Source organism: Rhodanobacter sp. 7MK24, from assembly GCF_014842995.1.
GTDB lineage: Bacteria > Pseudomonadota > Gammaproteobacteria > Xanthomonadales > Rhodanobacteraceae > Rhodanobacter_A.
The window spans coordinates 179,749-193,237 of record NZ_JACYXL010000011.1 but is presented as its reverse complement, the minus strand read 5'-3'; the positions used below and the strand labels follow the sequence as shown (position 1 = coordinate 193,237).

Here is a 13,489-nt window from a genome sequence, read left to right as displayed (position 1 = left end):
AAGCCCGAACCGCCCACGACCTGTACCGAGGCACCGGACGTCGGTGCGCTGCCGAAGATGGTGCCGGTGGTGGCCTGCGCCAGCACCTGGCCAGTCATGCCCACGCCCGCGACGATGGCTACGGCCAATGCTGTGCGACGAAGACACGCGCCACGCAATGATGAATTACGGAATTTTGCAATATCCATTAAGCGACTCCCCAGCTTATGTCATGAACAAGAACCGCGACCTCTTGGTCGACGGCCCAAACAGGTTTATTCCCCACCGATCAAAACAGCCGCGCCAGCGGCAACAAAAACATTTACATATCAGACTCGCATTTTCGTGCGAACGCGATAAATTCGTACGAATCAGATCGTTTTATCCAGAAAATCGGCCGCGATGCCTGCAAAAGCGTCTCGCTCCATCGCAAGTCTTTTCACGCAGGCTCGCAGTTGCTCAATGTCATTGAGAGGGGTCTTGCGGTAACGGGACCGATGCACCCAGACCCGGACTACTTCGGTGCGCAATCCCAACTTCGAGGCTGCCTCACTCGTGGTGAGCCGATGCTCGACCACCAATCGAATGGCTTCATCCCTCAGCTCATCCGGATAAAACCGCACACGCATCTTTCCGCCTCCTTCATCTCGTCATGCACGACATGGAATTGGCTGATCGACACGCCTGACTCGCCTCGACTCCATTCGGCACCAATCCGGCACAACGATTGGCCGTCCCTTTGAAACCATCCTCATCCACATTAAATAAACATTTACGGGCTTTACAGAACCAATTGACTGGAAACAGGCATGACCAATGCCGCCGATGCGCACCAATCCACTTGCATGCATTTCTTGGCCAGGCCACCCCTTCCGGCATATGAAAAAATGCCAGGACGTAAGGAAAATAAACACAATTGATCGGCTTCTTTTTGCCGGCATTTCCGCCATTTCAATTTCCGCCCCGTTAAACGTCTTGCTCTGGCGTAGCAATGTCGTGCACATAACCAATTTCAATGGAATGTATATAGCCAATCAGGAGGCGGCATGTTTCTCGAACTTGACGGACTCGGCCCGCATTACAGCCAGCTCACCCGTGCCGTGAAGTCGGCCATCCTCAACGGCGTGCTGGTCGCGGGCGCACGCCTGCCGCCTACCCGCGTGCTGGCCGAGGAACTGGGGCTCTCCCGCATCACGGTGCTGACTGCCTACGAGCAGCTAAGGGCCGAGGGTTACATCGTCGGCCGCGTGGGTTCCGGCAGCTACGTGAGCACATCGCGCGTCGAACCCATGCCGCCGCAGCAGGTGTCGGCCAGAAGCATTGCGCCACTTACGCGCTACGCAAAGCGCGCGCGGCAACTCGCCGACTGGTCGATCGCGACACGGCATGGCGGCCGACGCCTGGACATGCAGTACGGGCGCCCGCAGGTCAACCCGACTCTGGGCACGGTCTGGGGGCGCGAACTCGCCTGGGCTGCCACGCATACCAGGCTTGAATACGTCGACAACCAGGGATTGCCTGCCCTGCGCGAACAGATTTGCGATTACGTTGCCCGGCGCCGCGGAATCCGGACCTCGCCGGATCGGGTGCTGATCGTCAGCGGCACCCAGCAGGCCATTACCCTGACATCACGCGTACTGCTGGACGAAGGCGATGAAGTGGCCCTCGAGGAGCCACATTACTTCAGCGCCTGGCAGCAGTTCGGCGCCCACGGGGCATCGCTGCTGTCCATCCCGACCGATCGCGATGGACTGATCTGCAATGCTCTGCCGGCACAGGCACCGCGCCTGGTGATGGTCACCCCGTCCCACCAGTTTCCTGCAGGGCCGGCCCTTTCCCTGTCGCGCCGGCAAGAGCTGCTGCGCTATGCACGGAGCAAGAACTGCTGGATCCTGGAAGACGACTACGACGGTGAACTGCGTTACGACGCAATGCCGCTGCCCGCCCTGCGCTCGCTCGATGACGACGACCGGGTGATCTATGTCGGCACTTTCTCCAAGGTGATGTTCGGCGCGTTGCGGCTCGGTTACATGGTGCTGCCGGAGGCATTGTGCGGCGACTTCATCAACGCCAAGTACCTGTGCGACCGTGGTTGTCCGGCGATCGAGCAAGCGGCGCTCGCGCATTTCATCGAGGATGGCGGCTTCGATCGCCATCTGCGCCACATGACCCGCGAGCTGGGTGCACGGCGGCGGGAGCTGCTCGCCAGGCTGCGGCAATATGCCGGTGCGCGTGTGCAAGTCACGGATGCGCAGGCCGGCATGCACGTCACGGTGTGGCTGCCCGACTACGATCACGCGCAGGTCGATGCATTGATTGCCGACGCGCGTGAACGCGGGCTGGGCCTGTATTCCATCGCACCGCACTACCGCGAGGCGCCGGCGGTGCCGGGCCTCATCCTTGGCTATTGCGGTCTGTCCAAGGCGCAATTGCATGAAGCGATGCAGTTGTTCGGCGAGTGTCTGGATGCGGTCGACGCCGCTGCGCAGGAATGCTTGCCGAAGCGACGCAGGCTGGCCTAAGCCGCTCCGCCGGCTCCGTGTCGCGACGCCATCAACCGAGGAAACGATAGCCCACGCCCGGCTCGGTCTTCAGCCAGCGCGGGTTGGCCGGGTCGTCCCCCAGCTTCTGACGCAGCTTGCCGATGACGATGCGCAGGTACTGGCTGTCCGCAACATGGCTGGGACCCCATATCTCGCGCAGCAACTGGGGTTGGGTCACCACGCGTCCGGCATGGCGCAGCAGCAGACTGAGCACGGCGTACTCCTTGCGCGTCAGCGCCAGTTCGGCGCCATCCAGATGCACTTCGCGACGCAGGAAATCCAGGCTGAGGCGCCCATCGTCCCAGCGTGGCGGCGCTTCCGGCTCGCTGGCCGGGCGTTGACGCAGCAGCGCGCGCAAACGCGCCATCAGTTCCTGGATGCCAAAGGGTTTGGTGACATAGTCGTTGGCACCGGCGTCCAGCGCGCGCACTTTCTCGGTTTCGGTGTCGCGCACCGACAGCATCAGCACCGGCACCCGGCTCCACTGGCGCAGCTCGGCCAGTACCTCATGGCCGTCGCGGTCCGGCAACCCAAGGTCGAGTATCACCAGATCCGGGCTGCCAGTGGCCGCCTGTGCCAGGCCTTCGGCGGCATTGGCGGCGAGCAGCACCTGGTAGCCCTCGGCGCGCAGGCCGATGTCGAGGAAGCGACGGATCTGCGCCTCGTCGTCGATGACCAGGATGCGGGGCGATGCGGCATTCATGCGGCGCTGTCGGGTGCTGGAGCGTGGGCGGCAGAAACATTCGCGTCGAAAAGGCCGCCGTGCGAGAGCAGATTTCCGACGATTCGCCGCCCCATGGTAATTCCATGGGACGAGGAGCGGCGGAAACATGCACCGCATGGCGCGCTTTGCAGCCAGACGATTTCTGTCACCCGAGCTCCTGAGGCAAGGGCAGGCCGATGCGAATGGTGGTGCCGCCGCCTTCGCGCGGCAAGGCCTCCACGCTGCCGCCATGCGCGCCGATCATGCCGCGGCAGATCGCCAGGCCCAGTCCGGTGCCCTGCGTGGCGCGGTCGCCGCGCGATACCGAATAGAACATATCGAAGATGCGCGCGCGCTCCTCCTCGGGAATGCCGGGGCCGCGGTCGCCGACGTCCAGCAACAGGCGTCCGCTTTCGATGCGCGCATTCACGGTCACCGGCTGATCCGTCGGCGAGAAACGCGCGGCGTTTTCGAGGATGTTGAACAGGGCCTGCTCGATCAGCGCCGGGTGCACGTGCAGCAACACCGTGTCCGACGGCAACGCGATCTCCACGCGCAGCGCGGGGAACAGCTTGCGCAGGCGCGCCACCGCGGCACCGACGATCTCGGCCACGTCCACCCAGTCGCGGTTGAGCTTGAGCGTGCCGTGGCCCAGCCTGGTCATGTCGAGCAGGTTCTGGATATAGCGATCCAGCCGCTGGCCCTCTCCAAGGATGGCTTCCAGCAGTTCGCGACGTTCGGCGGGCGGCAGGCGATCTTCGTAATCGACCAGAGTACCGGCGGCGCCGATCATCGAGGACAACGGCGAACGCAGGTCGTGCGACACCGAGGAAAGCAGTGCGCTGCGCAGGCGCTCCGTCTCGCCCTGCACGCGTGCACCCTCCAGTTCCTCGGCAAGGCGCGCGCGCGCCAGCGCCTGGCCGATGTCCTGCACCATTGCCAGCGCGAGGCTGCGGCGGTCCGGATCGAGGTCGCCATCGCCGGAAGGAAAGCGCAGGGCGGCAACGCCCAGCCGCTGTTCCTCGCTGCCCAGCGGCAGCAACCAGCATGGCGCCGCGTTCAAGGTGTCCGTGTAGCGACCGGCCGGTGCGGCATGGCGTTCGCACCAATCGGCGGCGGCTATGTCCTGCGGCTGCAATTGCAGCGACTGCGGCTCGGTCGCCACCGCCTGCAACGCACCGGTGAGGTCGCGTGCCAGCAACGCGGCTTCGCAGGAAAGCGCCTTGGCCAAGGCCGCCGCCCCCACCGCGCGCGCGCCGGCCGCGTCGGCGCTGGCGGTCAACCGTTGCCCGAGCGTAAGCAGGGCCCGCGCATGCACGTGCGTCGCGCGCAACGACTCCACCTGTTGCGTCAGCCGCGTAGCCAGCCGGCTGCACACCAGCGCCGCGACCAGGAACAGACACACCGCCAGTACGTCGTCGGGGCTGGAAATCGTCAGCGAATAGATCGGTGGCGCAAAGAAAAAGTTGTATGAGAGGAAGCACAGGGTAGCCGTGTAGACGGCCACTGCCATGCGCGTACGAACCGCCACCACCAGCACAGCGGTAAGGAAGATCAACGACAGGTTCGCCACCGCGAGGTAGCGCTGGCCGAGGAAGGCCAGCGCCAGCGCCACCAGTGTGGACGAGGTGGCGTAGACGTACTCGCCGCCGCGCCCCATACCGCCCGGCACGCTGGGCCGGCGCTGACGACGACGCGACGCCGCACGCTCGGTCGGCGTCGCGACGATGGTGAGTTCCAGGTGCGCGCCGCGGCTCAGCAACTGCTGCGTGAGCGAGCGGCCGAACATGCGCGCGAACAGGCGCTCCCGGGTGCGCGCCAGCAGGATCTGGCCCACGCCCTCGCGATCGGCATGCGCGAGCAGTTCGTCGGCGATCGCATGGCCGCGCAGCACAACCGCGTCGCCGCCCAACCGGCGCGCCAGACGCATCGCGGCGTCCAGCCGCTCGCGCCGCGCCGCGTCCATGCTTGCGCCGGTATCCACGAAGGCCACGCCCCACGGCACGCCGCGTCGCTCGGCGATGCGCCGCGCCACGCGCACCAGGTATTCGCTCTGCGCATGGCCGTCGATCGCCGCCAGCACGCGGCGGCGCACCGGCATCGCGCCGCCGCGTGCCAGCATCGCGCCGCGCAGGTCGCTCTCCACGTGGCCGGCCACAGTGTCCACCGACAGCTCGCGCAGCGCGGCGAGGTTGGTGGGCGAGAAGAACGAATCCAGCGCCGCGGCCGCGGTTTCCGGCACGTAGACCTTGCCGGCCTTCAGGCGCTGGATCAGCTCGCGCGGCGGCAGGTCGATCAGCACGATGTCGCGCGCGCGGTCGAGGAAGGCATCCGGCACGCGCTCGCGCACGGCCACGCCGGTGATGCGCTGCACCTGATCGTTGAGGCTTTCCAGGTGCTGCACATTGAGTGCGCTGTACACCTCGATACCGGCGTCGAGCAGTTCGGCGATGTCCTGCCAGCGGCGTTCGTGGCGGCCGCCAGGAAGATTGGTGTGCGCCAGTTCGTCCACCAGCAACACCTGCGGCTTGCGCGCCAGCGCGGCGTCGAGGTCGAACTCCTCGAAATCACGGCCGTGGTAACTCACATGGCGGCGCGGCAGGATTTCCAGCCCTTCCAGCAGGGCCGCCGTCTCGGCGCGGCCGTGCGTTTCCACCAGGCCCACCACCACATCCACGCCCTGCTTCTTCAACTCGCGCGCGGCGGACAGCATGGCCCAGGTCTTGCCGACGCCGGGAGCGGCACCGAGGAAGATCTTCAGGCGCTTGTGCTCGCCGTTGGCGACGTCTAGGAGGGCGTTGGCGCGGGCTTCGCGGGTGGGGGTGCTCATGGACATGCGTCGGAGGTTTCGGGTGATGCCGTTCTTGGCTTGAGTGTTCGTGATTTGAGTGTTCGCTACGATCGTTCGTTTCTGCAGATTGGCTCGCCTGCGGCGGGCTTTCGATCGCCCGCCGGCGACCGAGTCACTTCTCTTTGCTGGCCCAAAGAGAAGTAACCAAGAGAAATGGCCTTGCTTAATCCAGCGGGATTACAAGCCTGCGGTTTCGAGGATGTTGGAACTATATCCCGCGACACGACCACCGCCGCCGCCATGCCGCGCCGTATCTGGAAGCTGAGGTATTCCAGCACCCCACACTTGTCATCCCGGCGAAAGCCGGAATGACGAGCAGAAGCACGAACACCTCTCACGGTTTTTTCTTTGCTCTGGCTGTTGCTTCTGCGCGCAGGAAGCGCGCTGCTCTTCCGGGGCCCCTCGGCGGCGGTGAGGCGTGGACGACAAGGCCGCGCAGCGGGCGAGTCCATGGATGGACTCGCCTTTTCGACCGGACAGGAGTCCGGCCGAAAAGCCCGGCCACGCCTCACGGACTTTTCGCCCATGGATGGGCGAAAAGCGTCGCCGCGGGGTGCCCTTTTCTCTTGGTTACTTCTCTTTTGGGCACGCAAAAGAGAAGTAACTCGGGCGCCGACAGGCGCACGAAACCGCTTTGAAACTTGCGGCAAACCCATAAGCAAAAGCCCCTCTCCCCTACCCCTTTCCCGCAAGCGGGAGAGTGAAAATGCAGGCCATCGCAGCAATGGCGAAAGGAAAGCAAACATCAGAAGTGGATGATCGCATCCAGCAATGCCACCGCCTGATAGTCCTTGCGCCCGCCGTCATAGGCATCGACGTCATACGATTTTTCGTACCGCAGCTCCGGCTGGATCTCCAGATCCTGCGAAACCCAGTGCGTGATGCCGACGGTATGGCTGCTGTAGCGCGTGGCGTAGCCGGTGCGCTGGCCGCTCTCGTCGTTGTAGAACTCGTTGCGGATGGACAGCATGTTCTTCGCGTCCAGCTCGATGTTGAGGTAGTTCACCACGCCGAACGCGCTGGCATAACCCGGCAGCGCCGAGGTGCCCGGCTCGCCCGGGATGCCGCCCGGGCCGAAGCCGGGGATGTTGCGGCCAAACATGCGATAGGCCTCGGTGAGGATGTGCACGCGTTCGTTGAAGCGATGGCCCCAGGTCATCACGTACATCTGCACGTTGTTGTAGTTGTAATCGGAGTGGTTGAGGCTGTTGATGCAGGGATACAGCATGTCGTTGTTGTCGGCTGACACCCAGCGCACGCAGGCCTGCAGGGTGGGCCGCGCACCGGGGTTCCAGACCGCGGTGTCGTTGCTGGCGTTCAGGCCAAGCTGCAACGTCCACTGCTGGCTCAGGCGCGTGGTGGTCATGATGCCCATCTGCGTATACGGATCCTCGGTGTAGAGGATCGAGTGGGTCATCAGGTAGTTCTGCGGCGAGAACTGCGCCTCGATGTCCGGCAGCGAAAGGTAGCGGCCGATGCGCACCACCATGCCCTCGGCCACCCACGGAACATAGACATCGGCGTAGAACAGCATCGGATCGTCGCCATAGACCTTGCCGTTCTGCGGCTCGTTGCCGGAAGGATTGTTCAGCAGCTGGTTGCTGAAGACGCCCTTCATCGTGGTGTAGTGGTAGTCGTAGCCATACAGATTGGAGATGTCGAAGCCCCAATCCATGTGGTCGGTCTGCACCGTGTCCTCGACCCGCGTGATGTTGAACACGAACTGGTCGAACTCCAGCTGGTTGGCGCGTGTGTTGTATGACAGCGGCGCATTGTTCTTGCTGGACGTGCTGAGGTTCCCCGATGGCGTGACCCAGCCGAACATCTCGATGCGGTTGCGCTGCATCCACTGGCCCAGCGCGGTGCAGCCCAGCGCCTTTTCCAGCGGATAGGTGGAATTGGTGTCCGGCACTCCGATCGGCGCCGGCACGCCGCCGAGCTGCCACTCCGACGAGGGGAACGGCGGCGAATCCAGCGGCGCATCCATCGCGCGACGCTTGGCCGCCGGCGCATTCGGATCGGCCGGCTGCGCATCTTCGCGATACGCCGCGGCGAAACGCGAAAGGAACCCGTGGGAGCAATCGGAGCTTTGCACCTCCATCGCGGGCGCCTGTGTCGAGGCGACGCTCTGCGGATCGGCCAGCGGCACGGCCGCGGTGGTACCGGCCAGTACACGACCGGCCGGCAACATCGCCAGCATCAGCGCCAGCGGAAGCAATTTCTTGTGTGTCATGTCTTTCCTTGTTTCGCGGCCCGCAACGGCCGCCTTCGTGAAGCGATGAATCAAGCAACCCGCCTTTGCTTGTCATCCCGGCGAAGGCCGGGATCCAGTCACGACCATGCTCGTCCGAGTCACACAGTCACTGGATGATTCGCTGAGCTCACCCCTATGGGGCCGACCTTCGCCGGAATGACGAGCAAGACCACGAGCCTTGTCAGATGCCGGCGTAGCCGCCCAGCACGTAGTCGTCCTGCTCGCGTTCGGCCGCGGTGACCACATGTGCCGGCGCACTCTGCCGCACGGGCAACGCGATCACCACGTCGCGGCCTTCGCCGGTGGAGACGACCACCTCGATCTGCTCGTGCCGGTCATCGGGAAGATTCACGGAAAGTTTCAGTTGGGCGTTCATGGATTTCTCCTCACACGAGTCCACAGGCAACCAGCAGCATGTCGATGAGCTTGATGCCGACGAAGGGCACGGCCAGGCCACCGAGGCCGTAGATCAGCAGGTTGCGGTTGAGCAACGCGGCTGCGCCGATGGCGCGATAGCGCACGCCCTTCAATGCCAGCGGGATCAGCACGATGATGATCAGCGCGTTGAAGATCACTGCCGACAGGATCGCCGAGCCAGGGCTGTGCAAGCGCATCACGTTCAACGCATCGAGTTGCGGATAGGTGGCCACGAAGATCGCCGGCAGTATCGCGAAGTACTTCGCCACGTCGTTGGCGATGGAGAACGTGGTGAGCGAACCGCGCGTCATCAGCAGCTGCTTGCCGGTCTCCACGATCTCCAGCAGCTTGGTGGGATTGGAGTCCAGATCCACCATGTTGCCGGCCTCGCGCGCGGCCTGCGTGCCGGAGTTCATCGCCACCGCCACGTCGGCCTGCGCCAGCGCAGGAGCGTCGTTGGTGCCGTCGCCGGTCATCGCCACCAGGCGGCCCTGTGATTGGTAGTCGCGGATCAGCTTGAGCTTGGCTTCGGGCGTGGCTTCGGCGAGGAAATCGTCCACGCCGGCCTCGGCGGCGATGGCCGCCGCGGTGAGCGGGTTGTCGCCAGTGACCATCACGGTGCGGATGCCCATGCGTCGCAGCTCGGCGAAGCGCTCCTTGATGCCGGGCTTCACCACGTCCTTCAGTTCGATCACGCCCATTGCGCGGCCGGCGTCCACCACCAGCAGCGGCGTGGCACCGCGGCGCGCGATCTCCTCTGCAGCGCGCAACAGCAGTTCGGGCAGGTGGCTGCCATTTTCGTCGAGATAACGGCGCACCGCATCCAGCGCGCCCTTGCGAATGGCGCGCGCGCCGAGATCGACGCCGCTCATGCGAGTCTGCGCGGTAAAGGCAACAAACTCTGCGTTTTCGGTGTCGAACGCTGCGACCTGCAGACCGAAGCGCGACTGCGCCAGCGCCACCACGCTGCGGCCTTCCGGCGTTTCGTCGGCCAGCGAAGCCAGCAGCGCGGCTTCGGCGAGATCGCGTTCCGCCACGCCCGGCGCGGCATGGAAGCTCGTCGCCTGACGGTTGCCGAAGGTGATCGTGCCGGTCTTGTCCAGCAGCAGCACATCCACATCGCCGGCCGCTTCCACCGCGCGGCCGGAAGTGGCGACCACGTTGGCCTGCATCATGCGGCTCATGCCTGCCACACCGATCGCCGACAGCAGGCCGCCGATAGTCGTTGGCGCCAGGCACACCAGCAGCGCCACCAGCGCAGTCAGCGTCACCACCTTGCCGGCACCGCCCATGGCGACCGCGAAGATCGAGAACGGCAACAGGGTGACCACCACCAGCAGGAACACGATGGTGAGGCCCACCAGCAGAATGGTGAGCGCCACTTCGTTCGGCGTCTTCTGCCGCTTGGCACCTTCCACCATCGCGATCATGCGGTCGAGGAAAGACTCGCCAGGATTGACGCCGATGCGCACCACCAGCCAATCGGAAAGCACGCGCGTGCCGCCGGTGACCGAGCAGAAGTCGCCGCCCGCCTCGCGGATCACCGGCGCGGATTCGCCGGTGATCGCGCTCTCGTCCACCGAAGCGACGCCTTCGATCACCTCACCGTCCAGCGGCACCCAGTCGCCGGCCTCCACCAGCACCACGATGCCCTTGTGCAATTCGCTAGCGTCCAGGGGGATCCAACGACTGGCGTGCTTCGGTTCCAACAGCTTCTTGGCCACGATCTTGCGCTGCATGCCGCGCAGACTCGCCGCCTGTGCCTTGCTGCGGCCTTCGGCCAAAGCTTCGGCAAAGTTTGCGAACAGCACGGTGAACCACAGCCACAGCGCCACCGCGAGGATGAAGCCAGCGGGAGCTTCGCCATGGCCCGCCAGCGCCTGCAGCCACAACAGGGTGACCAACAGGCTGCCGAGCCACACCACGAACATCACCGGGTTGCGCCACTGTGTGCGCGGCGAGAGCTTGCGCAGCGCATCGAGGCAGGCCGGCCCCAGCAAAGCCGGGTCGAACAGGGGAAGTTGCTTGCCACTCATGACTTCGTTCCGTGTTGACCCTCGCGCGCAAGCGCATCGAGGGCGAGGTTCAGGTCCAGCACGTTCACCCGCGGCACACCAAACAGGCCGAATACGCGCGTCGCGGCGTGCTCGTTCAACAGGCGCTCCACGTCCGCCTGCGGCAAGCCGCGCTGCGCCGCCACGCGGGGCAACTGCAGTTCGGCATTGGCGAGCGAGATCTCGGGATCCAGCCCCGACGCGGAAGCCGTGACCGCATCCACCGGCACCGGCGCGTTCGCGGCCAGTCCGTTCTCGCTGCGATAGGCACGGGCGCGCCCGGCTACGGCATCGATCAGCTTGCGGTTGGTCGGGCCGTAGTTGCTCGCGGCGCTCAACTCCGCGTTGTAGGGCGAGTCCACGGTCTTGCTCGGATCTTTCGGATCCGGCGCCTGCGTGGCGCTGGGGCGCGGATGGAAATAGCGCGGCGCGGTGAAGTCCTGGCCCAGCAGCGCCGAGCCGATCACCTTGCCGTCGCGCTGCACCAGGCTGCCCTGCGCATGCCACGGCAGCAGCAGGTTCGCCGCCGCGGTGGTGATCAGCGGATAGGCCAGCCCGGTGAGCAGCATGAACAGCACGGCGGACGTGATCGCCGGCCGCAGCAGGCTGCGGATGGAAGTGTTCGTATCGTTCATGGTCGATCCTTCAGAAAAGCTGGCCGTGCAGCATGGCGATGTGCTCGACCAGCGGCCCCAGCGCCAACGCCGGCAGGAAGGTGAGTCCGCCCACCACCAGCGCCACCAGCACGGTCAGCGCCATGAACAGCGGTGTGGCGGTGGGGAAGGTGCCCGCGGTTTCCGGCAGCGTCTTCTTGCTCGCGAGCAGGCCCGCCACCGCCAGCATCGGCAGCAGGGTGCCGTAGCGGCCGATCAGCATCGCGAGACCGATCGTGGTGTTGTAGAAAGGCGTGTTCACGCTGAGGCCGCCGAACGCCGAACCGTTGTTGGCGGTGGCCGAGGTATAGGCGTAGAGGATTTCGCTGAAGCCGTGCGGCCCGGTGTTGCCGAGGCTGTCGGTGACGTGCGGCCACAACACCGCCAGCGCGGTGAAGCCGAGGATGCAGATCGGGTGCGCCAGCACCGCCAGCATCACCAGCTTGATCTCGCGCGCCTCGATCTTCTTGCCGAGGAATTCCGGCGTGCGGCCGATCATCATGCCGATCAGGAACACCGCGAGGATCGCGTACTGCAGCAGATTGATCAGGCCCACGCCTTTGCCGCCGTACACGCAGTTCAGCATCATCTCGCCCAGCGGCACCAGGCCGCCCAGCGGCGTCAGCGAGTCGTGCATCGCGTTCACCGAGCCGGTGGTGGCGGCAGTGGTGGCCGTGACGAACAGGCTGCTGCCGGCGATACCGAAGCGCATCTCCTTGCCTTCCATGTTGCCGCCCGGCTGGGTGGCCGAGAGGTGCTGGTCCACGCCCAGCGCGGTGAGCTGCGGATTGCCCGCCTGCTCCGCCGGATACACGATGGCGAGGAAGCCCACGAACATCACGAAGAAGGCGCCGAACAGCACCCAGCCCTGGCGATTGCGCGCAAGCATGCGGCCGAACGCCACCGTCAGCGCCGCGGGAATCAGCAGCATCGACAATATGTGCAGCGTGTTGATGAGCGGCGTCGGATCCTCGTACGGATGCGCTGCATTCGCGCCGTAGAAGCCGCCGCCGTTGGTACCGATGTGCTTGATCGTCTCCAGGCTCGCCACCGCGCCGAGGATGATGTGCTGCTTCGCGCCTTCCAGCGTGGTCGCCACGGCATCCGAAGCCAGCGTCTGCGGCACGCCCTGCCATATGCAGACCAGCGCCAGCACGAAGCAGACCGGCAGCAGGATGCGCCAGACGATGCGGGTGAAGTCCACCCAGAAATTGCCGATCTCCGGCTTCTCGGCGTGCCCAAGGCCGCGCACGAAAGCGGCGCCCGCGGCCAGGCCCGTGGCGGCACTCACCGTCATCAGGAAGGTCAGCGCGGCCATCTGGCTGAAGTTGGACAAGGTGTTCTCGCCCGAGTAGGCCTGCCAGTTGGTATTGGTGACGAAGGACATGGCGGTGTTGAACGCCAGGTCCGGCGACATCCCTGACAGGTGCGACGGGTTCAGCGGCATCCAGGCCTGCACGCGCAGCAGGAGGTAGCCCAGCAGCCCCATCGCGGCGTTCGCCAGCACCAGCGCCATGCCGTATTGCGACCAGCGCATGCCGCGGTCCGGGTCCACGCCCAGCAGGCGATAGGTAAGCCGCTCCGGGAGCGCATGCCTCTCGTCGGTGAACACCTTGGCCAGGTAATGGCCCATGGGTATCGCCAACGCCGTCATGCACGCCAGCATGATCACGAAGTAGAGGATATTGGTCGTCATCGCGCGCTCCTCAGATCTTCTTCAGCGCGGCGATGTACAGGACCATGGCGATGAAGAACGCCACCGCCAGCCCCACGAAAATGAAATCGCCCATCGCGCCCACCTCAGAACCGTTCCGGACGGAACAGCGCGTAGAACAGATAGACGAACAGACCCGCGGCCATCACGCCGCCCAACACCATTGCCCAGCCCATTGCATGCCTCCGTGGAACCGCACCAGAAAGGTGGCGCGGCAAGGTGCGCAATCTAGGGCCGCGGGCATAACGGGCGGATAGCGGAAAACCGCTGCCGCATATATTTCTCGTAAAGATTTCTGCCGAGGGAGGCGCGGCCATGGAA

The 13,489-nt window shown here is 65.0% G+C and carries 11 protein-coding genes; 1 reads left to right on the top strand and 10 read right to left on the bottom strand.

What is annotated here, in order from left to right; all coding sequences use genetic code 11:
* Positions 1–188, bottom strand: a 188-nt coding sequence (locus IHE49_RS16360; protein WP_192159865.1) for a hypothetical protein, incomplete at its 3' end; no start/stop codon positions are given.
* A 162-nt stretch (positions 189–350) separates the two neighbouring features.
* On the bottom strand, positions 351–608 hold the full coding sequence (locus IHE49_RS16355) for a transposase (RefSeq protein ID WP_192159863.1): 258 nt from the start codon (positions 606–608) through the stop codon (positions 351–353).
* A gap of 417 nt (positions 609–1,025) precedes the next feature.
* On the opposite strand from IHE49_RS16355, the gene IHE49_RS16350 reads away from it, so the two are divergent.
* A complete protein-coding gene (locus IHE49_RS16350) occupies positions 1,026–2,501 on the top strand; it encodes a PLP-dependent aminotransferase family protein (RefSeq protein ID WP_192159861.1) in 1,476 nt (491 codons plus the stop codon).
* Between the two features lie 31 nt (positions 2,502–2,532).
* Here IHE49_RS16350 and IHE49_RS16345 read toward each other — a convergent pair whose 3' ends face one another.
* The 8 genes from IHE49_RS16345 to kdpF form a co-directional block, all read right to left on the bottom strand.
* The gene (locus IHE49_RS16345; protein ID WP_192159859.1) at positions 2,533–3,225 is read right to left on the bottom strand and encodes a response regulator transcription factor; all 693 of its coding nucleotides are present in this window, start codon (positions 3,223–3,225) and stop codon (positions 2,533–2,535) included.
* Between the two features lie 166 nt (positions 3,226–3,391).
* Positions 3,392–6,055 carry a sensor histidine kinase KdpD gene (locus IHE49_RS16340; RefSeq protein ID WP_192159858.1) on the bottom strand — a complete coding sequence of 888 codons (2,664 nt, stop codon included), beginning with the start codon at positions 6,053–6,055 and terminating at the stop codon, positions 3,392–3,394.
* 766 nt (positions 6,056–6,821) lie between these two features.
* The gene (locus IHE49_RS16335) at positions 6,822–8,309 is read right to left on the bottom strand and encodes an outer membrane beta-barrel protein (RefSeq protein WP_192159856.1); all 1,488 of its coding nucleotides are present in this window, start codon (positions 8,307–8,309) and stop codon (positions 6,822–6,824) included.
* A gap of 202 nt (positions 8,310–8,511) precedes the next feature.
* Entirely contained in the window at positions 8,512–8,706 is a 195-nt protein-coding gene (locus IHE49_RS16330) for a hypothetical protein (RefSeq protein WP_192159854.1), read from the bottom strand.
* 10 nt (positions 8,707–8,716) lie between these two features.
* Entirely contained in the window at positions 8,717–10,783 is a 2,067-nt protein-coding gene (gene kdpB / locus IHE49_RS16325; protein ID WP_192159852.1) for a potassium-transporting ATPase subunit KdpB, read from the bottom strand.
* The gene (kdpC, locus tag IHE49_RS16320) at positions 10,780–11,436 is read right to left on the bottom strand and encodes a potassium-transporting ATPase subunit KdpC (protein WP_192159850.1); all 657 of its coding nucleotides are present in this window, start codon (positions 11,434–11,436) and stop codon (positions 10,780–10,782) included. Before kdpC ends, kdpB begins: the two co-directional genes overlap by 4 nt.
* A gap of 10 nt (positions 11,437–11,446) precedes the next feature.
* The gene (gene kdpA / locus IHE49_RS16315; RefSeq protein ID WP_192159849.1) at positions 11,447–13,150 is read right to left on the bottom strand and encodes a potassium-transporting ATPase subunit KdpA; all 1,704 of its coding nucleotides are present in this window, start codon (positions 13,148–13,150) and stop codon (positions 11,447–11,449) included.
* Positions 13,151–13,254: 104 nt separating this feature from the next.
* Positions 13,255–13,344, bottom strand: coding sequence for a K(+)-transporting ATPase subunit F (gene kdpF, locus IHE49_RS16310; protein WP_192103459.1), 90 nt, complete (start codon positions 13,342–13,344; stop codon positions 13,255–13,257).
* Positions 13,345–13,489: the final 145 nt, after the last annotated feature.